Origin of the sequence: Psychrobacter immobilis (genome assembly GCF_904846285.1) — a bacterium.
GTDB classification, from domain to species: Bacteria; Pseudomonadota; Gammaproteobacteria; order Pseudomonadales; family Moraxellaceae; genus Psychrobacter; species Psychrobacter immobilis_D.
In genome coordinates this window covers 47,451-70,591 of sequence record NZ_CAJHAD010000016.1, presented here as the reverse complement: position 1 = coordinate 70,591, position 23,141 = coordinate 47,451, and the positions used below count along the sequence as shown (strand labels likewise).

Genomic DNA, 23,141 nt, shown 5'->3' with positions numbered 1-23,141 from the left:
GGCACAGGCAAAATTTCTACGCCAAGGGTGGATGGAGAATGATCTACCTAAACTGTTTCGTGATATGGGATGTATCTCTTTTATTCTGGATTAACTATAACTTTTAGAATATAAAAAAAGCATCCACTACCCGTGTGAATGCTTTTAAAAATAAATCGACTTATTTTTTAAGCCGATAGATATTATTTAGCACATTGAACTATATAACCATTAAAGTTGAGGCTACCAGCAGATATTCCTCCTGAAATTTTTGAGCCTAAAGTAACGGTATTGCCCGAACATTCATAACTGCTTTCTTTACCGCCATTAACACTAGGAATTGCGAAAGTACATGTGCCTTCTCTAGGTACATATACATTGTTACCTTCAGATTTACATTTAGCAATAGTAGGCTTGGGAGGAGTTGTAGGTTGTGTGTTCGGAGTTGTGGGTGCTGAGTTAGAGCCCGTGTAAGATGAACCACTACTATCTGATTCACCACCACAAGCAGTTAAACTCAAAGTAGACCCTAATAATAAGACGCCCAATAATTTATTCATTGTTTGTTCCTGGTTTGATATGAGTTTGAGTTAATCCGGCAATATATCACTAGCTATTTATCAAGTAAACATTATTTTACTAATGTGATATTTGTTTTTTAACTTAATCTTATTTATAAACAGGTTATAATTGTGCCACTAAAATTTCTGTACTGTGTTATTTACTATTTTATTTACTGTTAAATGAGGCCCCTTCATGACTCCACTTACCGCACTTTCCCCAATCGACGGTCGTTACGCATCCAAAGCCGACAGCTTACGCCCTTACTTATCTGAGTTTGGTTTAATTAAAGCACGTGTCACCGTTGAGATTCGCTGGTTACAGTCATTGGCGGATAATAGCGAGATTGGTGAATTAGCAGCATTTGATGCTGATACCAATGCCTTTTTAAACAGCATCGTTGATAACTTTAGTGAAGCGGACGCGCAAGCGATTAAAGATATCGAAGCGACCACTAACCACGATGTCAAAGCGGTTGAATATTTTATTAAAGATAAATTCCGTGGTCAGGTAGCGCTTGAGGATTCGTTAGAATTCATTCATTTTGCTTGTACCAGTGAAGATATCAACAATCTATCATATGCATTAATGCTAAAAGACAGCCGCGAGATTGTGGTTGCTAAAATGCAGCAAGTCACCGACAGCATCGTTGATTTGGCGCTTACTCATGCTGACCAGCCGATGTTGTCACGTACGCATGGTCAAACCGCTAGCCCAACAACTTTGGGTAAAGAGATGGCAAATGTCGCTTACCGCCTAGCCCGCCAAATCAAACAAATCGGTCAAGTTGAGCTACTCGGTAAAATTAACGGCGCGGTCGGTAACTATAATGCCCATTTCTCAGCGTACCCTGATGTTGATTGGCAAGCACACGCTGAGCAATTTATTGACCAGCGCTTAGAGCTAACTTTTAACCCGTACACCACGCAAATTGAGCCGCATGATTATATCGCCGAGTTATTTGATGCAGTAAAACGCTTCAATACCATTCTAATCGATTTTAACCGTGATATTTGGCAATATATTAGCTTAGGCTATTTTAAACAACGCCTAAAAGACGGTGAAGTGGGTTCTTCTACCATGCCGCATAAAGTCAACCCGATTGATTTTGAAAATTCAGAAGGTAATCTAGGCGTAGCTAATGCCATGCTAGCTCATTTGGGTGAAAAGCTACCAATTTCGCGTATGCAGCGCGACTTGTCAGATTCTACCGTGTTGCGTAATATCGGTGTCGGTCTGGCACAGAGCATGATTGCTTTTGATGCTTGCCTAAAAGGTGTGAGCAAACTTGAATTAAATGCGCAGCGCTTAAATGATGACTTGGACAATGCCCAAGAAGTGTTGGCAGAGCCGATTCAAACTGTTATGCGTCGCTACCGTGTCGAAAACCCATACGAGAAGCTAAAAGCTTTGACTCGTGGTAATGCCATGACTCGCGAGGCTATGCTAACCTTCGTTGAAAGTGATGAATTAGATGCGGTTAGCGATGCGGATAAAGCTCGTCTACGTGAAATGACGCCTGCTACTTATACGGGTAATGCAGCTGAACAAGCTCGTACTATTAAAGAGTGGATTGCTAAGATTTAATCGCTAGCTATTAATTGCTAGTTACGAATAACAGCTAGCCAAAATAAGTGTCCATCATGCAGCAAAACCTTGTGCATCGAAATTTTAAATCGGTAGTTGTCAGTACTATGGTGATGTTTATCGTCATGGTATTGGCAAGTATTGAGCCTTTAGAATGGTCAAGCTATCTGCTGCATCAGCTGGGTACGCTGCTTTTTTTAGCCTTGATGTTTATTGCTTATCGCTACTGGTTTATCAGCTCGCGCTCTTACGTGCTCGCTGCCATATTTCTATGTATTCATATTATAGGTGCACGCTATCTATATTCGTATGTACCTTACGATGATTGGACGCAGCAGCTATTTGGCATACAGCTAAGCGAGCTATTTGGTTGGCAGCGTAATATGTATGACAGGCTGGTTCATTTTAGCTATGGGCTTTTGCTATTTAGAGCGATGGTTGAAAGCTCAAAATTTATCTTTAAGATTCAATCAATCAGGCTTTTAATCGCTATTGCTTTCATGATCAATATGTCATCAAGCTTGCTTTATGAGCTACTAGAATGGGGCATTGCGACGACTTTATCACCAGAAGCCGCGGAAGCTTATAATGGTCAGCAAGGCGATATGTGGGATGCCCACAAAGACATGGCTTTGGCATTACTTGGCGGGCTGATTGCGGCAACCATTCTGTTATTTCAAACTCGTGATACGCACATTATCACTGAGTAACTAAAGTAACTGGTTGATAAGCAAAGGTTTTAATCGTCTTTTTTATCATCACTATCGCCCGGTATGATGGCTTTACCGACCGCAACTGTACCTTTGACCACGCCCTTGGTGGTTTTATAAGCGATTTTTACCGGTACGGTCACAATCTTGTGTACACAAGCTTGTAATAAAAATATGCTAGCGATAATGACGATAAAATGCAGTTTTTTCATAAAGTTCCTATAAATCATTAGATGCTCTGATGGTGGCTATTAATACCGTAATAATTAAAACTATAACCATTAAAACTATAGTCGTTAAAAATATAGCAATAGCCGTCAGATGGATTAGCATCATAAACTATTAAAATTATTCTATAAAGCATCTCTTGTTATTTCTCTTATACCCATTTTTAGATATGGATTTATCAATGACTTCAATTCCTCTTTGTTTACCCGGCTCTATTACTCCTGAGCAGTTTTTAAGCGAATATTGGCAAAAAAAACCTTTACTTATTAAGCAAGGTTTACCGCAGTTAATTGGTATGTTTGAGCCAGACGATATGCTTGGTTTGGCATTAGAAGAAGACGCATCAGCGCGCCTGCTGACCCAAGGCGCGAGCAAGCAAGAAGGTCTGCCACAATGGCAACTTAAAAAAAGCCCGCTAACTGAAACTGATTTTGATAACCTGCCAGAGCAATGGACCGTGCTGGTGCAAAACCTTGAGCAATGGTCACCTGAGCTTGGGCAATTATGGCAAGCATTTGACTTTATCCCGCAATGGCAGCGCGATGACATTATGGTTTCTTATGCGCCAAAAGGCGGCTCGGTTGGTAAGCATTATGATGATTATGATGTGTTTTTAGCCCAAGGTTATGGTCAACGTCGTTGGCAGTTGGGTAAATTTTGTGATAAAAACACCGAATTTGTCGCCGATGAGCCGATTAGATTGTTTGATGATATGGGTGAGATTGTCTTTGATGAGATGTTAGAAGCTGGTGATGTGCTTTATGTACCACCAAAATTATCACACTTTGGCGTTGCCCAAGATGATTGCCTGACATTTTCTTTTGGCTGTCGTCGTCCAAACTTAATGCAAATCATCGATAGCGTGGCTGATATCGCCACCAATGACAGCGATTTATTTATACCTATGCTATTGCCGCAAGCGCTACAAGCATCTGGCGAACTGCAAGCAGATAGCATAGATGCGATTAAACAGCAGCTATTACAAATGCTGCAATCTAAGCGCGGTGATGACATTATTCATCAAGCAGTGTCCGAAGTCGTCAGCAAACGCCAGTATGACGCGCTGATGCCAGAAGAAACACTAGATACCGATGAGCTCATGCAAGCCCTGAACGATGGCGGCACCCTGCAAGCGGATTATAGTAATCGTTTGCTTTACCGTCAGACCAATGATGGCATTACGTTATATGCCAATGGCCAACGTCTTGATGGCTTGGATGATAAAGCGACCGCTGTCCTAATGCGTTTGGCTAATGGTGAACATTTACAGAGTCAAGATGTGATGGATGTTGACCCAGATGAATTAAGTGAGTGGCTTGAAAATGGCTGGGTGTGGATTGATTTTGCTGAGTGATTTTCAATTTAACTAACTTAAATTAAACCACCTTTATTTAAACAAAAAAACCGATATCTGACTGAGCAGGTATCGGTTTCTTATTGTGCATTTATTTATTAGTCCTAATATCTAATCTGTTCCCAGCTCAAGTAAGCTGGCGTTACCACCAATCGCTGTGGTATTAATGGTTCTTACGCGTTCAGTGACGAAGCGATACAGATAATCAGGCGTGAGCATCTCTGACAAGCCTTCCATATCGGTAACAGCAATAACTTGCGTTAAGATACCATCGGTATTGGCAAGCTCCTGACTAATCGTTTGTACCTCGCTTTGATTACCAGCGACAGCCACTTGCGCTAGGCGGTCAATATATAATAGCGTAACGGTTTGCGAGTCATTAGCCACACTCAGCACATCATCACTAATGCCCGTCTCGTACAGTATTTTTGCAGCCTCATTGCACATCTCATCTTGGCTTGGGCAATGTAGTATCACCTCGTTACCAGTCAATAATGCGGCGATTAACTGCCCAAGTACTGCCATTGCGCGAGCAGACTCAGCGCCGATGACCATGGTTTTGCCACGAGCGGTTACGTATAAATCATTGGACTCACCCGTCGCGCCCGTCATACGGTGCACTTCATCTAGACTGGGCGCAGCACTCAATAAATGATTGAACAAACGCTTTGCTTTATTGGCATCGCCAGTCAGCAACGCCAATTTTGCAATAGCCGCTTGTAGATAAGTTGCGCGATTGACCGCGCCAAGTAATCGCCAAGATTCACAAACTTGGGCATGATTCTTTTTAAATTCAGTCGCCATCTTGCTACTCCTTATGCGATTTGTGTTTGAGTGAGTGATTCAGTCGTATTGTTTTGGTTTGCAGCGCTGCTATGCTCATTAGTCATTGACTCAGAGCGCAGCTGCATAAGACGGGACACGTAGTGCGGACCACCTGCTTTCGGGCCCGTACCAGAGAGACCACAACCGCCAAATGGCTGGACGTTGACGACCGCACCAATTTGGTTACGGTTGATATAGGTATTACCGACAAACGCACGGCGTTCAATATGCTCGACAATATTTTCAATACGGCTATGAATACCCAAAGTCAAACCAAAACCGGTACCGTTAATAGCATCAATAAGCTGATTGAGGTCAGTCGCTTGATAACGCAGTACATGCAATATCGGACCAAAATGCTCGCCACCGATGACATCAATGCTTTTTACCTCGATCGCCGTTGGCAATACAAAGGTAGATTGCTCTTGGCTGACAACCGAGCTGGCACTCATAGGTGTCTGCGCCAAAATAGTCGCCGTTGGCTCAGCGCTCATACGCTCGATATGAGCTTCTAGACTGCGCTTGGCATCCGCATCAATCACCGGACCTACATCTGTTGTTACGTGCAGTGGATTGCCAACGATCAACTCAGCCATAGTACCTTGCAGTAACTCGATTAAATCATCCGCGACTTCTTCTTGTACGCATAATATACGACACGCTGAACAACGCTGACCAGCCGAACCAAAGGCAGATAAGACAGCATCTTTAACCACCTGTTCAGGTAGTGCGGTTGAGTCAACAATCATAGCATTTTGACCACCCGTCTCAGCAATAAAGACCGGTAGCTCACCATTAGCTTGCACATGATTATTTAAGCTTTGATTGATACGCTGCGCCGTTTGGGTTGAACCCGTAAAAATGACACCTGCAATATTATCCGCTGCCGTCAAAGCACCGCCAACATCACCCGCACCCGTCACTAGCTGTAATGCTTCTGCTGGCACACCTGCTTGGTACATTAATTGGGCAGCGAAATGCGCAATTAAGCTCGTCTGTTCAGCAGGCTTAGCCACCACAGTATTGCCTGCTGCTAGTGCTGCCACGATTTGACCCGTATAGATCGCCAATGGGAAGTTCCAAGGGCTGATACATACGAAAGTACCGCGTGCTTTACAAACTTGACGAGAATCTTTACCAGACAAATCGGTGAACTCATGCACTACAGTGTCTAAACGTTCTGCTTCGTCGGCATAAAAGCGACAAAAATCAACGGCTTCTTTAATTTCATCAATACCATCTTGCATAGTTTTACCAGCTTCAATCTGGCATAGCGCCATCAATTCCGCATAGTTTTCCTCATACAAGTCCGCTACTTTACGCAATATAGCAGCCCGCTGCGCTGCCGGTACTGCTTGCCACGCGCTTTGCCCTGCCACCGCCGCACCGATAGCTTGAACGGCCAAATCTGCATTGGCATATTTTACGTCACCAGCGATGACTTCATGATTCCAAGGCGCACGCACTTTCTGAGATTCAAGCTTATGAGTCTTACCATCCGCTTCGTATTCAGCAATCGCTTTACCATTAATAATAGAAGTCGCTGACCACGTTTTATGTAGATGGCTATCAATAGCCGCTTTAAACGGTAGCCATTGTGACTCCACAAAGATATTGGGACCGAAACTGGCACGGCGCTTACCATAGATATCTAACGGCAGCGGGATATCAGGATTGTGTAAGGTATCGTTGGTCAATAACTTATCGTATGGATGTACGGTTAGCTTGTCGATTGGATAAGACTTGTCTAATAGCTGATGGACAAACGAGCTATTGGCACCGTTCTCAAGTAAACGACGGACCAAATACGGCAACAAGTCTTTGTGCGCGCCAACCGGTGCATAGATACGTACCGGAATCTGATAGGCTTGCAGGATATGATCATAAAGCGCATCGCCCATGCCGTGTAGACGCTGAAACTCAAAATCTCGATGCGCACTCATGGTCATAATCGACGCTAGCGTGTGCGCATTATGCGTCGCAAACTGTGGCCAGATGAGTCCGCGTAAATGCTCGGATAATAAGAAGCGTGCGCAAGCAAGATAGGCAGTATCTGTACCTTCTTTACGTGTCCAGACTGGATAGCCTGACAGACCTTTTTGCTGCGCCAATTTAATCTCAGTATCCCAATACGCGCCTTTTACCAAACGCACTGGAATACGATCGCCGACTTCAGTTGCCAAGCGCGCTAACCATACTAAAATCGCAATCGCGCGTTTAGAGTAGCCTTGTACTACAATACCTAAGCCATCCCAATCAGCCGTCAAGTTATCACGGTATAGAGACTCAAATAGCTTTAAAGAAATCTCAAGACGGTCGGCTTCCTCGGCATCGATACTAATATCGACATTGACCTCTCGTGCCGCTTCAATCAATAGTAGGCAGCGTTGACGTAATAGACCCATGACTTGCTCTTCTTGGGTCGCTTCATAGCGCGGATGCAAGGCTGACAGCTTAATAGATACCGACGGCTTTGGCATACCCTCTTTAACTTTGATACTGGCAGTCGCTTTAATCGCATGCAGATAATCGTTGAAGTATTTTTCAGCGTCTTTATGGGTAATGGCCGCTTCACCTAGCATATCAAATGAATAGGTATAGCCTTTATTACGATATGGTTGGCTATTTTTATTCGCCCCTTCAATGGTTTCGCCCAATACAAACTGATGACCCATGATACGCATGGCTTTTTGCATCGCACTACGAATGACCGGCTCACCCATCTTTTTGGTCATACGATCCAAAAATCCTGAAGCGGTAGTATTGCTATCAATACTGACCACACGGCCGGTCATCATCATGCCCCATGTCGAGGCATTGACAATAAAACCATTGTCATTTTTGAGGTGTTTTTTCCAATCTGCCACACTCATTTTGTCATGAATCAGCGCGTCAGCCGTATAATTGTCTGGTACTCGAATCAATGCTTCGGCCAAACTCATCAGCAGAATACCTTCTTGGGTATCAAGGCTATATTCGAGTAATAACGAATCAACCATTTTCACAGCTTTGCCATCATTACGTACGTGCTCGACCAGTTGGCGTGTCTGCGTGGCAGCCGCTTCGCGTTCGCTATCAGTCGGCTTGGCAAGTGGCAACAACTGCGTTAACCAGCACTCTTCATCAACGCTATATAAAGGTGAGATACGAGCGTGCAGCGTTTCTGACGACTGGGTAATATAGTCTGGGGATAGCAAATCTGCTGGCTTAAATAAAATCGGCTCTTGCGGGGTAAACTGGTCTACTGGGTTCATAACAACTCCATAACTATCGTCTAAAAACCATAATAAATAGCGCGCTGGGAATTCTAGTGATGTTGTAAGACATTCATAACCGTTATTGAATTAAATAATTAAATTAAACAGTTAAATTGAATAATGATCATCAATGGATGTTTACAACAATCAGAGTCCCAACAGCGCCATCAAAAAACGAGGAAGTCCAGCATAGGCTGGAAGCGATCAAGTAGGTCGTTTTAGTGTTAAACGGGCTACGTTAACAATATAAAGGCAACAACGAACAGCTAAGCGGCATTAGTGCCTTCTTCTTGTTAGTAGTGAATGGAGAGTGATGCTCAGATGCAGTATGTTTTTAATAAAACCGGATCTATCATCTTATATGACGCAAATTCACTGTAAGAAAAACCTCTACGGCGTTGATTGAGGTGATGCGCTTAGCTTGGTCATGGTAGCATGAAAAAAAGCCTCAAAGCCCCGCTGTTACTTATTTTAACCAAGATATATGTTCTTTAAAAACAATTGGTTATTAACGCTATCGCAAATGTGACGCTTTGGTTATAGATAAAGGTTTACTATTAACCATTAATTATTTTTCTAATCAATTATTTGGATTTATTTACCATTACCATTTATCTTTAAACATAAAAAAACCCTCCTTATCAATTAATGAATAAGGAGGGTTTTTATAAACGGTTAAGTCTATTATAAATTTAGCTATTTATAACCATATAAATAATAGCTAAATCGATTATAAGAATACCAGTTTAGCCAACAAGATAGCCGTCAATACCCAAACAGCCATGGTAATCTCAGAGAATTTACCTGTCATCAGCTTGACGGCGGTAAAGGTAATAAAACCAAGCGCAATACCATCAGCGATAGAGTACGTAAGCGGCGTCAATAGCAATACAACAGCGACTGGAGCGGCTTCGGTTAAGTCTTCCCAGTTGATGTCTTTTAGGGTAAATAACATCAATACCGATACATAAAATATCGCGCCAGCGGTTGCATAAGCAGGAATCATACCAGCGAGTGGCGCAAAGAAAATACTCAGTAAAAACATCACGCCAACGGTCACGGCCATCAGACCCGTACGACCGCCTGAGGCAACGCCTGAGGCACTTTCGATATAACTGGTCGTCGATGACGTACCTAACATAGCACCAGCAACCGTCGCCGTTGAATCGGCAAGCAGCGCTTTGTCCATATTGGGGATATTACCGTCTTTATCGATTAAGCCCGCTTTATTGGCGATACCTACCAAACTGCCTGCGGTATCAAACAAATCAACGAATAAGAAAGCAAAAATCACACTAATCATGCCGATATCAAACGCGCCTGCAATATCAAGCTGCATGAGTGTCGGGGCAATCGATGGCGGCGTCGACATGATGCCAGTGAACTGCGTATGACCGGTGATTAAACTGATAATGGTTACGAGCAAGATACCAATGGTAACCGCGCCAGGAACTTTTTTATAGACCAAACCAATGATAATAAAGAAGCCAAACGCTGCCATCATTGGTGGAAATGACGTCATATCACCGAGCATTACTAAGGTGGCATCACGACCCACGATAATGCCGGAGCTTTGCAGAGCAATAAACGCCAAAAATGCACCGATACCAGCGACGATACCTTGCTTGAGGCTGTTCGGAATGGCATTAATAATCCACTCACGAATCTTAAATAGGCTCAACAGGATAAATAAACACCCTGATAAGAATACCGCACCTAACGCCGTCTGCCACGCATAGCCCATACCAAGCACGACGCCATAGGTGAAAAAGGCGTTTAGCCCCATACCTGGAGCTAATGCAACCGGCAATCTTGCGTAGATGCCCATAATAAAGCAGCCTACTGCCGCTGCTAAACAAGTAGCAACAAATACAGCGCCTTTATCCATACCCGCTTCGGCTAACACGTTAGGGTTTACAAAGATGATGTAAGCCATCGTCAAAAAGGTTGTAATACCGGCTAGAATTTCCGTTTTGATCGTGGTGTTTTCACCATTGATTCCAAAATAGCGTTCAATTGCATTCATAAGTGTCGCGCCCAGCTTGCTAGTGAAAAAACAAATTTATTGCGCCTAAAATAAAGAAGACGTCAGCAAAAAAATTGCGACGTCATTATCAAAAGGCAGCGGTAACAAAGTGCAACATTCTAGAGAAATTAGCGTGTAAATTCAATCATTACCCGTGCCTTGTGGGTACAAAACTGCAATTTAGCACCATTAACTGTGACTAAGCGAACAATGTTTCAGCGCTTAGTCAATCTTTATTATTATTCTTACTTCAAAGCTTTTTATTTATCATTTTACACTTTAACACTATAATAAATGACCTTTTCCTCATTTCACAGTACACTAGGGGGTTGTGGCGAGGAGACAGGATAAAAATCTGATGAGAATACCTGCTCGCCTCTAGCAGCTATAAGTATTTAGCCAACCCCATAAAAGCCGTTATTATTAATTACCCATGAGCCTAACCCATGCCTGAATCATTAAATATTGTCGACCTGATCACCCAAGCCAGTCTATTGGTACAGATTGTGATGGCATTGTTATTATTAGCCTCGTTACTCAGTTGGGTGATTATTTTTCGTATGAGTGCCCGTTTAGGTACGGCTAAAAACTTTGATCAACAGTTTGAAACTTGGTTTTGGTCAGGAGAAGATTTGGCGAAGCTCTATCAAGGCGTGCAAGGTTCACCTGAGCGCCAAGGTCTTGAGCAGATTTTTTATGTCGGGTTTTCAGAATACTTAAGAATGCATAAAAAACGCCAACCTAAAGATGACATTATCGATGGCGTTGAACGTAAGCTTCGAGTGGGATTGGGACGTCAGCAGCAGTTATTAGAGTCAGGATTGACGACGCTGGCAAGTATTGGCTCAGTCGCACCTTATGTTGGTTTATTTGGTACCGTTTGGGGCATTATGAATGCCTTTTTGGGACTGTCGCAAAGCGAACAAGCAACGTTAGCCACTGTGGCGCCCGGTATTGCTGAAGCCTTGATTGCTACTGCTATGGGTCTATTTGCCGCTATTCCTGCGGTATTGGCTTATAATCATTTTACCGCCAAATCAAGCCGCCTATACGACTCGCGTGCCTTATTCTGTGATGAGATGACGGGGATGCTACAACGCGAAACTAGTATCGAGAATCCGCAGCCTAGTACGCAAGTAAGCCCAGTCAATCCAGTTAATAAAAGCACTCAGGTAACTGGTCTATGAAACAAAGTCCCTATCGCCGTGAGAAAAAAGCGCTCAATGCGGAGATGAACGTTGTTCCTTATATCGACGTCATGTTAGTGCTGCTAGTGATATTTATGGTCACCGCGCCGATGCTGATTACAGGCGTCGACGTTGATTTGCCAAAAGAGCAAACCAATACCATGAGCCAAAGCCAGCTACCTGTGATTGTGTCCTTGACGGACAGTGGCGAGATTTTTATCAGTTATGAGAATAATATCGACTTGCCGATTAGCGAGCCGGAGCTGATTGATACGCTATCCAATCTGCAAACTCAAAGTAGCGAAGTGGGTGCACAGCCTTTACAAGTGATGATTAATGCCGATCAAAATAACCAGTATGGCGCTATCATGACCCTGATGGCAACCTTACAACAAGCAGGCATTCAAAAGGTAGGACTATTGACAGGCGCGCCTTTACCTGCGCCTGCATTATAATATCGCCCACTCTTAGCGCCGTTGGTTATAATAAAGTAGATAATTTGATGAAGCTCTTTTTCCAGTCTCATATTTTTCAGTCTCACGTTCTTAAGTGCCCTATTTTCGAGTACCGTATCCTTGAGTATCCTGTTTTCGAGTATCAGTGCCATGCGTAATGCACCGACCGTTTATGTGCCGACCGAACCTGAAGGTAACGGGCTAACCTTGCCTACGTTGCTCAGTTTACTGGCACATGGTCTTGTGATTGGTATCTTGATTTATAGCTATCAGAATATGGAAGTCGAGACTGCGGGCACTATTGAAACCGTCATGATATCCCCTGAGCAACTGGCTGAGATGCAAGGACAGATAATTGCCAATCGTGCAGCAGCGGCCAGCGCCATGCAGACCGACGGCAGTTCAAGTGGCTCATCAAGTAATATGTCAGAAAATAGCACTGATAGTAGTATCAGCTACGACAGCCAAACTCAGCCAAACTCTGAGCGTGTGCCTGTTTTTACTCATTCCAATGACCCCGCTAGTCGCCCGATGTTGATGAGCGAAGAGCAACACCAACGTCTACTTGAACAAAATCAAGATTATGAGCGTAATATGGCGGAATGGGCAGCGCAGTTAGATGAATCTGTGCTCGAAGAACATGATCAAGTTGAACAAGACAAAAGACAACAGCTTATTGAAGAGCAAAAAAGGCTGGGTGATTTTCGCAACAAGCAAAATAACCCGCCTAAGATTAAACGCCCTACTGCTAGTGATAGAAATATAGAAATCAATACCGGTGGTTCTGGCAGTGCAAGTCAAACGCTTAGCCTAGGAGATGATGGGCAATCAACATTATCTGGTGACGCCACGACCTCAAGTACCGCAAAAGGCAGCAGTCGCTCGGCATCAAGTGGCAACCGCGGTGCCAGCAACAGTGAAATTGTCAACCTCATCAAACGAAACTATAATCCGCCGACAGCAGCGAAGGGCTCGACGCAGCGCACCACCTTAACCATCACTGTCAATGCCAGTGGTAATGTGGTGAGTGTCTCCGCTTCAGGGCCTGACAGCGCGGTCAATGAAGCTGCTAAGCAAGCGGTGTTAAATACTGGCAGCTTACCAATTGATGCCGATGACCCTAAATATCCTACCTTTACCATTCAGTTCAAGGGCAGCAATTAACCAGTTGCTCTAAGACGATATTATTGCTAACTTTAGCTTAAAAATCATTGCTAACTTTAGTTTAAGTAACTTGATACTCACTACGACACAATTATATCTGCTGCGATAGTATTTAATCGTTAGTTTACCGCCTATAACAAACATTATCCCAACCTAGGAGTTCGATTTGGTCATGCGCATCCATAAACAACTATGCCTCTCTTTACTTGCCAGCACCTCAAGCTTGATGCTTGCTCCTAGCGTCTTTGCGGCACCCGTCGTTTTAGAATTGGATTATGAGATTCCAGTACAGCAAAGCCAAGTGGCTTTTGTGCCCTTTGCCGGTGACACTACCTTATCGTCTATTATCTCGAATGATCTAAGCAAAACAGAGCTTAAAGTCACTAGCCAAAACCTACCGCAGCAGCCGCATAGTAGTAGCGAGTTAGCAGGCACGCTACCGGTTTGGCAAAGTATGGGCATTCCTTATCTTGTCATCGGTAGCACGCGAAGCAATCGCGGTAAAGTTGTTACCGACTATGAAGTTATTGAGGTTAAAACAGGACGCGTGATAGAAGGTAAGCAAACGTTAACTGCTGATAATAATAAAGAAAGCATGCGTTATGCAGCTCACGTTATCGCTGATAAAGTATATGAGCTTATCACCGGCATTCCCGGTGACTTCTCAGGACGTATTGCCTATATCGAAGAGATTGGCACTGGCAAAGAAAAAGTATCACGCCTAAAGGTCATGGATGCTGATGGCGAAAACGCCAAAACTATTACAGAGGTGGCAGGCTCTATCTTCTCGCCTACATGGTCACCTGATGGCAATCGCATCGCCTATTCAGTCCAGCGCGACAAATCTTACCCTGTTATCTATATACAAAGCGTGAGCGGTGGTGGTGCGACACCATTAACGCCATTCCCAGGTAGCAATCTTAGCCCATCGTTTTCACCAGATGGTAGCAAAATACTGTTTTCTAGTAGCTTTGAAGGTAGTGCCGATATTTATGAGATGAGCGCTAGTGGCGGTCAGCCTCGACGTATCACCAATTGGCCAAGCAGTGAAGTACAACCAAGCTACGCACCAGATGGCAAATCTTTTGTCTTCGTGAGTGACCGTGCAGGGTTTAACAAACCGCGCATCTATCGTTATGAATTTGGTTCAGGACGTACGACTCAAGTATCAAATAGTGGTTATGCGACCAGCCCGCAGTTTAGTAGCGATGGCTCACAGATTGCTTTTTTAAGTGGTCGCTCAGCTGCCATCATGAATAGTGGTGGCGCAGTCACTGCCAACTTGGGCAATACCGGTATCGACGAAGCCCCAAGCTTTTCGCCCAATGGTAAGCGCGTGGTTTACGCCTCAAAGCAAGGCGGTAAAGGCGTACTGACCATCAAATCGCTGAACGGTGGCGAATCCTTTGGTAAATCTGGTCAGGGTACTATCCGCTCGCCTGTCTGGTCATCGAGCCCTAAATAGCTTAATTAACTTTTCGTTTTACAAGTTAATGAAACCCTAGAAACGAAATTTCAGATATAAAAAAGCGTCTAATAAATATTAGGCGCTTTTTTTGACTTCAAAGAATGGTGCGACTTTTATAGTTAAAATTAGCTATAAGTAAGTAAAAACCAATACTTAAAAACTGTTAGCTAAAACATTAACTCATTGCATTACTCATCACTTGGATCGCTAGCTGGCGGAACCGCATGTCTTAGCTGTGCCACATCTTCAGCGGTAACCGTATCAGTAAAACCGTTCAAATCACTGACGACATACTGAGTGACCGCCGCCATCTGCTCATCATTCATCATCTTATGAAACGATGGCATGCCACGAAAGCCATTGATTAAGATATCAATGATGTAATACTTCGATTGCATTTTGCTGTTATTAGCGAGTGGCGGATAATACCCTGCGCCATAAGCGCCCTCGCCTTTATGCATATGACAAGCAGCGCAAGAGTCGTGATACAGCTTTTTACCATCTGTCGTCACAAAAGCATTTTTTCCTTCAAACTTTGCGTCCCACTCAGCAATACTTGGATCATTTTCCATAGTAGGAAGTGAGCTGTGATCAACGATATTGATAGCAGGTGCGGCAAGCTCCTCACGACTCATATAAACGCCGCCCCAACTGCCCGTATTACGACTTGCCTGATAATCATCCGTTGTGACGGGGTCTTGCTCATGTATACTCGCCACCGTCTGTACGTCATCTGACTGTTGACTACAGCCTAAAATTGCTGCACTACTCATCCCAGTCAGCAACATCACAGTCAGCAGTTTGGGTGTCATGTTTTTCATGACTTTTTTCTTCACGATTGCCTTCTTCACGATTGCATTGTCCATGATAGCCTCTGAATTCTTATAGTTATTCATATTAACCCAGCATTTTTGCTTTTTGGTGTAGGCGCTTGGCGGCATCCATACCAGATAAAATAGCGCCTTCTTGCCATGCCGGAATGTGTGAGCAATGCTCGCCCGTCAGTACAATACGGTTATCAATACTGCACAAGGTGTCGTAATGCTGACGACGAGTCGACTCATTCCAAATACCATAACAACCAAGTGTCCATGGGATACGGTGCCATACCACTGACGTACCGGCACGGAACTCTTTTGGATACTGAGGATGGATATATTTACCGTAAGCAAGCGCGACATTAATGCGCTCTTGCGGGGTTAAAGTATTAAATTTATAAGAGGTTGGGCCATAGCCATACGCGCCTAGTAATACCCCCGTACCGTCTTTGAACATATTTTCTGAAGGATAAGCAATCTGTGCAATAGGCATATCAGTATAAGTCAAACCGCCATAAATCCATTCATCCTCTTCCCAAAAGCGGCGATTGAACTCTAAGCCTACTTTATAAGAAGTCTCATAAGGTACCGCTGCCATCGCTTCTTTCATGGGTTTTGAGACATTGATGTCAAGTTGGGTCAGTACCGTTAGAGGAATATTACACACACACCAATCAGCACGGATGGTTTTGGTCGCGCCATTTGGGCTGTTGCTATCAACATAATCTACGGTAACGCCGCTTTCATCTTGATGAATCTTAGTAACTTTGGCATTAAACTCAATCATATCGCGGCATTCGCGAGTGAACGCATCGCCGATTTTACCCATACCGCCAACAGGCTGAAACATCGTTGGCTGATGCGCATAGGTCATGTGGTTGCCATAAATATCTGCCCACATGCCTGAATCTAATATCTCACTGATAGGCAAAGGCTTTGATGGGGTTTCATCAGGCATCAAGCCACCACCCGGAAAAACACTATAACCACGATGCTTACTGGTCGCATTGCTGGCGCGGTAGCGATAATCTTTATCGAGCACACCCCAACCTTTTAAGCCTTCTAGTAGCTTCTCTTTATCTTCTTTATTAACTGAGCGATCAAGTCCGCCAACATTCACCGCTTTTGATAAAAGCTCAGACACATGGCCTTGGATATCATTTTTTACATCACCCAAGCGCTGCGGCACACCATTAAAATGGGTACTACGGTGCAAATAAGCGCGGTCATTGGTTTGAATAAATGGCTGCATCTCAACGCCGAACTGTTTGCAGTAATGGAAGACAGCATAATGATGACTAGGCAGACGCCATGGTCCACCATTGAAGTAATTACCCTCTTCGAAATCGCAAGTAACTTCTTCGCCGCCAAGCTCTGTATATTTATCACCGCTGTTGAGTGTCCAACTACGACCGCCGCCACGATTTTGGAACTCGAGGACTTTGACGTTATAGCCCGCTTTACGTAACTCGTAAGCCGCCGTCAGTCCGCCAAGACCAGCACCAAGAATGACGATACTAGCGCCCGGCGGTGCACCTTTCAGATCGATGGTTTCTTTAAAGCTCGATTCTGAGGCAAATCCTAACGTCGTCATCGCCTGATACATGGCGGTTGCGCCCGCTGTTTTACCAATCATCGAGAGCAGTTGGCGCCGCGTGGGTGATTGAAGCATGTCTTTCATAATAATATTCCTTGAAGTAGACGTTCGTGCATAACGGTAGGCAGTGGTTGTATTAATAAGCGCTTATTTTTATTGATAAGCATTTTTATCAACTTTCAGCTTGGTCTAATTCTGCGTTTATTTGCCAAACTGCCCTACTTACCGTATTGCCATTAATCCCTGTCTTATAATGATGGTCCAAAACGCATTGATAAGATTAATAACCCGCTGTTTTATTCAATCTCTTGCTATCTGCACAGCCCCAATTTAAATAAATTAAATCAAAATCGTAATGATAAAAGTCATGACTGATAGCTAGTTTGTCATTAACGACGGCGCTTAGAACGTAAAATGGCTCGTATAATAAATATAATGACAAAAATAGCGACGATAATACCGATAATCGCCAGTAAGCCCGCGTACTTAATTAAGAAGGGCTTATCGACGCCTGTCGTCGCGATGCGATCGATATCGGCAGCACTTACCTCACTATTTGCATGACCACCAAAACTGGTACGGACGTAGTTGGTAATGCCAGCAATCTGTTCGCTGTTCAGCTCTTCTGAGAATCCTGGCATGATAGGTGACGTATTCGTCGCCCCTTCTACACCGTGAAGAATCATATTGACAAGCGCATCAGGCTTTTCGCGGCGAAGACTACTCAATCCAACGATAGGCGCATAACGTGCATCAGGCTGACCATAACCGTCGACCCCATGACAACTACCACATGCTGCTAGATATAAGGCTTTTGGTGAATTACTACCGCTGCTAACTTCTGCTTTTGCTTGGGCTAAGTAGTCTTTTTGCGCAAGCAAGTCATGAGTGATGGATTCATTGATGGGTGTTGGTAAACGTGCCACATTGACAGCAGATACCTTGTCATCGGTTTGAATAGCAGGTACGGCTTTTAGATAAGAGGCAATCGCGTTCAAATCTTCATTTTTTAGATAACGCGTACTGTGCGCGACTGCTTCACCCATCGGACCACCAGCATAGGCACGCTGATCAAGCTCGCCGGTACGTAGATAAGTGACAATATCTTGCTCACTCCAACTGCCAATACCACTTGATTCATCAGGTGTGATATTTGGCGCATGCCAATGACCGAGCTGCGCGCCTGATAAATACATTTTTTTATCAAAACCCATAGTGCTATTACGCGGGGTATGACAAGTACCGCAATGCTCTAGATTGTTGACCAGATATTCACCACGTTTTTGCGTCTCATTAAGCCCGTCACGCTTTTCAGTTGACGGTATATTGAGGAAATTCCAACCAAGCATTAAGCTACGGATGTTAAAAGGAAATGGCAGGTCAGTTTTTTGCTTAGGGGCTTCATCAACGGCCGGTACAGTTTGCAAATAAGCAAACAATGCGCTGATGTCTTCTTCTTTCATACCACTATAAGAAGGGTACGGCATGGCCGGATACAGCATATGGCTGGGCGCACGACCCTTTTGTAGAGCGTTCTTTAGATCCGCTTCGGTATAATTGCCGATACCGTAACGTTTAGAAGGGGTAATATTGGTTGAATAAATATCTCCCATCGGAGTTTCAATCGCTGTACCGCCAGTGTAGTTCTCGCCATGGCAGGCCATACAGTCAGCAGCACGAGCAATGTAGGCACCGCGATTGACAAGCTCGCTATTGGCAGGGCTTACATTAGGCAAGCTAGCATTGGGTAAGTTGGCATTAGGAAGGTTAGCACCTTCAGCCATCACGGCACTGGAGGTCATACCAATGACAAGCATCGATAACATCACAGAAAGTGGCTTCATAATATCCTCATATAGCTGGCACCTAGGGTGTTGTAATTATTGTTGGGACGAGGCATTTGATGTTGAGCAAATGATATTGAGTAAAGTCTTACGACTGGTCATACTCAACGAATAGTCCATTAAATGATGTAGCAAATCGTCCATAAATGCTTAATAAAGGAGTGTGATAAAAACAACTTAATAAAAGTAGTTAATAAATATAGCTATTGAATATAGTTACTAAAGAATGTCTACTCACCTCACTAATGTAAGACTATTTCACTACTATTACTTGAATAGTAACTCATTTACTGCATGTTTTTACAAAACTTAAAGAAACGTTGAATCCATGCTAACTCTTAGTTAGATGATATGCTTTTTTATATTATAATTATAAATAATACAATAAATCCCTTTAAAAACAATTACTAAAGTCGTATTAACACTTAATTTATTTATGAAAACGAATATATAGAGTGATTTATATTCTAAAACTTGTCTTTATTAGTTGTTTTTGATAATTTTGAGCGTACATAATAGATACATAGCTATGAGTTAGTGACAGCCTGATTTCGAGGAAAATTATTGTATTACTAACAAATCCTCTTTTGCGTCTTACCTTATTTTGTTTATGATGAGCGCTATTTTAACGTTGCACTATTTTAATGGTGCTACTTATCGCCTGAGATGTTTTATGAAATCATTTGCCTTTATAACGTTACTTGCAGCGACGATGCCTTTGACAGCTTGCCAATCTTTTCAATTTGTCGAGAGTCCCATCCCTGTAAAAAACGTTCCTATACAAACTGTTCCCGCCAAAGCGGTCATTGTTGACAGCATATACGCTACGACTGCACCTGCTTCTGATACCACCGCGCCTACTAAAACTATTTCTACTCAAAGTATCTTTGATAAAGTCTCAATACAAAATAACGCGCCATAAAACCAATAAAAAAGCAGATACCGGATGGATATCTGCTTTTATGTTTTACGCTTAATAAATTATCTATAGCGACTGCTTACTCTAACTGTCAGAAGCTGCTATTTGTGGTTTAGGCTGATGTTTAATAATGGTCTTAGCCAAATGGTCGCCAAACCAAATAGCGGTATTGATATCGCCTTCTCCGGGTGTTTTCTCAGGTGGGCCGTCAAGCGACTGGGTCATCAAACCCAAAAAACTTGAGAGACGGTTTAAATCATGCGCTTCATGACCCGTTGGCATGAGCGGCATACCTATCCAATTCATCCCATGTTGCATGGTATAGAGACAAATCTGCTGTAGGACGGCAAGCTTATCACCGCTAAGACCGCCTGAATTGGCAAAGCCTGCTGACCACTTCCCTTCCCATTTCCGATGATACCAACGTTTGGAGGTCTCATCCATAAAAGTCTTAAAACCTGCCGTCACGCTGCCCATATACACGGCGCTACCAAACACCAGTAAATCAGCTTGATCCAAAAAATCCCAATCGACATCATGAACATCGACCGCCTTGACCTGTGTTTCCGCTAATTGCTGACGCGCACCCATCACCACCGCTTCGGCGACGCGTTTGGTATGGCCGTAGTTACTATGGTAGATAACAGCCATCGATAAGTTGGCAACATCATTATCATGGGTTGAAATGGCAGACGCTGTGACAGATGTATTCATACAAACTCTAATAATGGCAATTAAAAATGAAGTAAAAATAGAAAATAAAGAAGGGAGTCCGGTGAACTATCGCAATATGACCAGAACTCTTAACTAATCGAGAAAACTAGCGTATTTATTATGGCATAACTACTTTATAGAAGCGCTGCGGCTAATAATCAATGCCATACGTCCTGTTGCAGGCTGCCCAAGATGCGTTTGACGCCGATAAGAATAATAATGTGGGTCAGCATAGCTGCAAGGTACAGCGGAATCATTGCTGACTATAATTCCTGCGCTATTTAATTGATCAGCGGCAAGCCTTGGTAAGTTCAGCTTAATTTTATCTGCTTCAGACGCTAAGACGTAACGTTCTTCAAAGCTCTCTAAATGCTGCATTGATAAAGCCTGATTATCGATACAGCCTGCTAGCAGCTTATCTCGTACTTGCCTGCCGACTTCATAGTTTTCTTGACTGATACAAACCCCAATCCATGCCATGATTGGTTCAGCACTGCTAAAGCGCTCAGCCGTTGCTTTTATGACACCGCATGCCAGCCCTTGCCAGCCTGCATGGATAGCAGCTATCTGCCCCGTTGCTGCTTGATATAAAACTATCGGCACACAATCGGCGGTCATAATCGCAAGCCCCAAGTCCGCTTGTTGGCTGACCATGGCATCGGCAGCCATAGGCTCCATACTGAGCGCTGTCTTGTCAATGTCATGGATATGATTACCATGGACTTGATTGACCCAGTACAAGCTATTAATAGGCTTGAGCTGCTTTTCTGTTAATTGCTCATTGATAGCCGTTAATAGACGCATGCGATTGTCTAAGACTTTTTTAGCGTTATCATTAACATGCAAGCCTAAATTTAACGAGCCATAACTTGTCTGACTTTTCTCGTCTGTTGGGCGATAATTTTTTAAATTAACTGCACTAGCACCGTTATTATCATCGCTAGTAAAAGCGGCGGTTTGGAAAACCGCCATGTCATCAAGCTGAGCGAGCAAGGTAATAGGCAGATTGTTTGTTATGCTAGGCATGGTCGGTGCACCAGTTTTATCGTTATTATTAAAGCATTACCGCTAATTTATGCTTCTTAAATAAAAATCATTAAGTCATTAATGATTATTCTTCATCATAACCATCGCTTAAGACCGCCATCAATTGCTGCATGTCTTCAGGAATTGGTGTTGTGACTTCGATATCTTCGCCCGTCGTTGGATGAACGAAACCTAAGGTATAAGCATGCAAGGCTTGGCGCGGGAAATTATTAATCGCTTGACGCTGCACTTCTGTTAAACCCGCACGCAATTGACGACGACCACCGTATACGCGGTCACCGACTATCGGATAGGTAATATGGCTAAGATGCACACGAATTTGGTGCGTACGTCCTGTCTCTAGACTGACGTCCACTAAACAATAGTTATCGTTAAGCGGGGTCACGGTTAATAAATGCGTGACCGCCTCACGACCTGCCGTCATCACCGTCATTTTGGTACGCTGATTGCGATGGCGACCAATCGGCGCGTCAATACGGCGATGACGCAATAAACTTGCCGCATCCCCTGCGACCACACATTGATAATGACGATAGACAGACTTATCTTTTAGCTGCTCCATCAATGCCATTTGCGCGGGCTTGGTTTTACCAATTAGCAATAGCCCTGAGGTATCTTTATCAATACGGTGTACCAATCCGGCACGCGGCAGATGGTGCTGCTGCGGATAATGATACAGGAGTGCATTTACCAAGGTGCCAGTCTGATTGCCAGCGCCAGGATGGACAACCATACCGACAGGTTTATTAATCACTAAGACATCATCATCTTCATAAACCACGTCGATGTTGATATTCTCTGGCTGATCTTCGCTATGCTGCTCTAGGGTCGTCGATAAATGCAGGATATCACCGGCTTTGACACGAATTTTTGGCTTTTGTACACTACCGTTATAAAGCAAGCTGCCATCACCAATCCAACCTTGTAGCTGTACACGTGAAAAATCGGTAAATATTTTTGACGCCAGTTTATCAATACGTAAACCAGCTTCGTCTTCTATTACCGTATGTGTAACATCAATGATGACAGGAACCGCTTGCCCAGCGACTGGCGTTGCACCATCGCTTTCCTCATCTTCATCATCAATCACGTCGCCGTCCATCAATTCATCGAGCTCGTCATCGTCATCGTCATCGTCATCGGAGATATCTTGTATCTGCTCATCGAGCGCACTTTCATTGTCATCAAGCAGCTCATTTTCCTCTAACAACTCATTTGGCATCGTTGATTTTTGCACAGGTAAACCTTTCGTTGGTAAAGCTTTCATGGCTAATTTTTGTGCTGATAGCTCTTGTGCGGTTAGCACTTCTGATGTTGAAAGATCAGCATCTAGGGATTTATTCTTGGGTAGTTTAGTCGTCATAGCATCATTATTCATAGCGGATTCATACATAGCAAAGT

Annotated in this window: 19 protein-coding genes; 8 read left to right on the top strand and 11 right to left on the bottom strand. The window is 43.6% G+C overall.

Features of this window, described 5'->3' with window-relative positions:
• Positions 1 to 182 precede the first annotated feature (182 nt).
• Complete coding sequence (locus JMX13_RS10040) at positions 183 to 539, bottom strand: hypothetical protein (protein WP_201612352.1); 357 nt, start codon at positions 537 to 539, stop codon at positions 183 to 185.
• 196 nt (positions 540 to 735) lie between these two features.
• Here JMX13_RS10040 and purB point away from each other — a divergent pair, with 196 nt between their 5' ends.
• Entirely contained in the window at positions 736 to 2,127 is a 1,392-nt protein-coding gene (purB, locus tag JMX13_RS10035) for an adenylosuccinate lyase (RefSeq protein ID WP_201612351.1), read from the top strand.
• 56 nt (positions 2,128 to 2,183) lie between these two features.
• Positions 2,184 to 2,837 carry a DUF2238 domain-containing protein gene (locus tag JMX13_RS10030; protein ID WP_201612350.1) on the top strand — a complete coding sequence of 218 codons (654 nt, stop codon included), beginning with the start codon at positions 2,184 to 2,186 and terminating at the stop codon, positions 2,835 to 2,837.
• A 29-nt stretch (positions 2,838 to 2,866) separates the two neighbouring features.
• On the opposite strand, the gene JMX13_RS10025 is transcribed toward JMX13_RS10030, so the two are convergent.
• On the bottom strand, positions 2,867 to 3,049 hold the full coding sequence (locus tag JMX13_RS10025; RefSeq protein ID WP_201612349.1) for an NF038104 family lipoprotein: 183 nt from the start codon (positions 3,047 to 3,049) through the stop codon (positions 2,867 to 2,869).
• 197 nt (positions 3,050 to 3,246) lie between these two features.
• Between JMX13_RS10025 and JMX13_RS10020 the strand changes: the two genes are divergently transcribed.
• The gene (locus JMX13_RS10020) at positions 3,247 to 4,419 is read left to right on the top strand and encodes a cupin domain-containing protein (RefSeq protein WP_201612348.1); all 1,173 of its coding nucleotides are present in this window, start codon (positions 3,247 to 3,249) and stop codon (positions 4,417 to 4,419) included.
• A gap of 111 nt (positions 4,420 to 4,530) precedes the next feature.
• On the opposite strand, the gene JMX13_RS10015 is transcribed toward JMX13_RS10020, so the two are convergent.
• The 3 genes from JMX13_RS10015 to JMX13_RS10005 all read right to left on the bottom strand — a co-directional run bounded on the left by JMX13_RS10015 (position 4,531) and on the right by JMX13_RS10005 (position 10,527).
• Positions 4,531 to 5,223, bottom strand: coding sequence for a 1-pyrroline-5-carboxylate dehydrogenase (locus tag JMX13_RS10015; RefSeq protein ID WP_201612347.1), 693 nt, complete (start codon positions 5,221 to 5,223; stop codon positions 4,531 to 4,533).
• 11 nt (positions 5,224 to 5,234) lie between these two features.
• Positions 5,235 to 8,498 carry a bifunctional proline dehydrogenase/L-glutamate gamma-semialdehyde dehydrogenase PutA gene (gene putA, locus JMX13_RS10010; RefSeq protein WP_201612346.1) on the bottom strand — a complete coding sequence of 1,088 codons (3,264 nt, stop codon included), beginning with the start codon at positions 8,496 to 8,498 and terminating at the stop codon, positions 5,235 to 5,237.
• Between the two features lie 733 nt (positions 8,499 to 9,231).
• Positions 9,232 to 10,527, bottom strand: a complete 1,296-nt coding sequence (locus JMX13_RS10005; RefSeq protein ID WP_201612345.1) for an NCS2 family permease — start codon at positions 10,525 to 10,527, stop codon at positions 9,232 to 9,234.
• A gap of 446 nt (positions 10,528 to 10,973) precedes the next feature.
• Between JMX13_RS10005 and tolQ the strand changes: the two genes are divergently transcribed.
• From tolQ to JMX13_RS09985, 4 genes are all read left to right on the top strand, one after another.
• The gene (gene tolQ / locus JMX13_RS10000) at positions 10,974 to 11,714 is read left to right on the top strand and encodes a protein TolQ (RefSeq protein ID WP_201612344.1); all 741 of its coding nucleotides are present in this window, start codon (positions 10,974 to 10,976) and stop codon (positions 11,712 to 11,714) included.
• Positions 11,711 to 12,169: a protein TolR gene (tolR, locus tag JMX13_RS09995; RefSeq protein WP_201543062.1), complete on the top strand. Its 459-nt coding sequence runs from the start codon at positions 11,711 to 11,713 to the stop codon at positions 12,167 to 12,169. The genes tolQ and tolR overlap by 4 nt, the downstream gene beginning before the upstream one ends.
• Positions 12,170 to 12,319: 150 nt before the next feature.
• Positions 12,320 to 13,333 carry a cell envelope integrity protein TolA gene (locus JMX13_RS09990; RefSeq protein ID WP_201612358.1) on the top strand — a complete coding sequence of 338 codons (1,014 nt, stop codon included), beginning with the start codon at positions 12,320 to 12,322 and terminating at the stop codon, positions 13,331 to 13,333.
• Between the two features lie 172 nt (positions 13,334 to 13,505).
• Positions 13,506 to 14,798: a PD40 domain-containing protein gene (locus tag JMX13_RS09985; RefSeq protein ID WP_201612343.1), complete on the top strand. Its 1,293-nt coding sequence runs from the start codon at positions 13,506 to 13,508 to the stop codon at positions 14,796 to 14,798.
• Positions 14,799 to 14,989: 191 nt separating this feature from the next.
• Here JMX13_RS09985 and JMX13_RS09980 read toward each other — a convergent pair whose 3' ends face one another.
• The 3 genes from JMX13_RS09980 to JMX13_RS09970 all read right to left on the bottom strand — a co-directional run bounded on the left by JMX13_RS09980 (position 14,990) and on the right by JMX13_RS09970 (position 19,060).
• Positions 14,990 to 15,622, bottom strand: coding sequence for a c-type cytochrome (locus JMX13_RS09980; protein WP_201612357.1), 633 nt, complete (start codon positions 15,620 to 15,622; stop codon positions 14,990 to 14,992).
• Between the two features lie 76 nt (positions 15,623 to 15,698).
• Positions 15,699 to 17,300: a flavin monoamine oxidase family protein gene (locus tag JMX13_RS09975; protein ID WP_201612342.1), complete on the bottom strand. Its 1,602-nt coding sequence runs from the start codon at positions 17,298 to 17,300 to the stop codon at positions 15,699 to 15,701.
• 305 nt (positions 17,301 to 17,605) lie between these two features.
• The gene (locus JMX13_RS09970; protein WP_201612341.1) at positions 17,606 to 19,060 is read right to left on the bottom strand and encodes a cytochrome c; all 1,455 of its coding nucleotides are present in this window, start codon (positions 19,058 to 19,060) and stop codon (positions 17,606 to 17,608) included.
• A gap of 673 nt (positions 19,061 to 19,733) precedes the next feature.
• Here JMX13_RS09970 and JMX13_RS09965 point away from each other — a divergent pair.
• The gene (locus JMX13_RS09965; protein ID WP_201612340.1) at positions 19,734 to 19,982 is read left to right on the top strand and encodes a hypothetical protein; all 249 of its coding nucleotides are present in this window, start codon (positions 19,734 to 19,736) and stop codon (positions 19,980 to 19,982) included.
• Between the two features lie 81 nt (positions 19,983 to 20,063).
• Here the strand turns inward: JMX13_RS09965 and JMX13_RS09960 are convergent, their stop codons facing one another.
• The 3 genes from JMX13_RS09960 to JMX13_RS09950 all read right to left on the bottom strand — a co-directional run bounded on the left by JMX13_RS09960 (position 20,064) and on the right by JMX13_RS09950 (position 22,962).
• On the bottom strand, positions 20,064 to 20,693 hold the full coding sequence (locus JMX13_RS09960) for a flavodoxin family protein (protein WP_201612339.1): 630 nt from the start codon (positions 20,691 to 20,693) through the stop codon (positions 20,064 to 20,066).
• Positions 20,694 to 20,822: 129 nt separating this feature from the next.
• Positions 20,823 to 21,719, bottom strand: a complete 897-nt coding sequence (locus JMX13_RS09955; RefSeq protein WP_227686284.1) for a polyphenol oxidase family protein — start codon at positions 21,717 to 21,719, stop codon at positions 20,823 to 20,825.
• Between the two features lie 85 nt (positions 21,720 to 21,804).
• The gene (locus JMX13_RS09950) at positions 21,805 to 22,962 is read right to left on the bottom strand and encodes an RluA family pseudouridine synthase (RefSeq protein WP_413786316.1); all 1,158 of its coding nucleotides are present in this window, start codon (positions 22,960 to 22,962) and stop codon (positions 21,805 to 21,807) included.
• Positions 22,963 to 23,141: the final 179 nt, after the last annotated feature.

Coding starts and splice junctions, on each gene's coding strand:
- JMX13_RS10040 (WP_201612352.1), bottom strand. CDS start 539: ATGAATAAATTATTGGGCGTCTTATTATTAGGGTCTACTTTGAGTTTA.
- purB (WP_201612351.1), top strand. CDS start 736: ATGACTCCACTTACCGCACTTTCCCCAATCGACGGTCGTTACGCATCC.
- JMX13_RS10030 (WP_201612350.1), top strand. CDS start 2,184: ATGCAGCAAAACCTTGTGCATCGAAATTTTAAATCGGTAGTTGTCAGT.
- JMX13_RS10025 (WP_201612349.1), bottom strand. CDS start 3,049: ATGAAAAAACTGCATTTTATCGTCATTATCGCTAGCATATTTTTATTA.
- JMX13_RS10020 (WP_201612348.1), top strand. CDS start 3,247: ATGACTTCAATTCCTCTTTGTTTACCCGGCTCTATTACTCCTGAGCAG.
- JMX13_RS10015 (WP_201612347.1), bottom strand. CDS start 5,223: ATGGCGACTGAATTTAAAAAGAATCATGCCCAAGTTTGTGAATCTTGG.
- putA (WP_201612346.1), bottom strand. CDS start 8,498: ATGAACCCAGTAGACCAGTTTACCCCGCAAGAGCCGATTTTATTTAAG.
- JMX13_RS10005 (WP_201612345.1), bottom strand. CDS start 10,527: ATGAATGCAATTGAACGCTATTTTGGAATCAATGGTGAAAACACCACG.
- tolQ (WP_201612344.1), top strand. CDS start 10,974: ATGCCTGAATCATTAAATATTGTCGACCTGATCACCCAAGCCAGTCTA.
- tolR (WP_201543062.1), top strand. CDS start 11,711: ATGAAACAAAGTCCCTATCGCCGTGAGAAAAAAGCGCTCAATGCGGAG.
- JMX13_RS09990 (WP_201612358.1), top strand. CDS start 12,320: ATGCGTAATGCACCGACCGTTTATGTGCCGACCGAACCTGAAGGTAAC.
- JMX13_RS09985 (WP_201612343.1), top strand. CDS start 13,506: ATGCGCATCCATAAACAACTATGCCTCTCTTTACTTGCCAGCACCTCA.
- JMX13_RS09980 (WP_201612357.1), bottom strand. CDS start 15,622: ATGAAAAACATGACACCCAAACTGCTGACTGTGATGTTGCTGACTGGG.
- JMX13_RS09975 (WP_201612342.1), bottom strand. CDS start 17,300: ATGAAAGACATGCTTCAATCACCCACGCGGCGCCAACTGCTCTCGATG.
- JMX13_RS09970 (WP_201612341.1), bottom strand. CDS start 19,060: ATGAAGCCACTTTCTGTGATGTTATCGATGCTTGTCATTGGTATGACC.
- JMX13_RS09965 (WP_201612340.1), top strand. CDS start 19,734: ATGAAATCATTTGCCTTTATAACGTTACTTGCAGCGACGATGCCTTTG.
- JMX13_RS09960 (WP_201612339.1), bottom strand. CDS start 20,693: ATGAATACATCTGTCACAGCGTCTGCCATTTCAACCCATGATAATGAT.
- JMX13_RS09955 (WP_227686284.1), bottom strand. CDS start 21,719: ATGCCTAGCATAACAAACAATCTGCCTATTACCTTGCTCGCTCAGCTT.
- JMX13_RS09950 (WP_413786316.1), bottom strand. CDS start 22,962: ATGCCAAATGAGTTGTTAGAGGAAAATGAGCTGCTTGATGACAATGAA.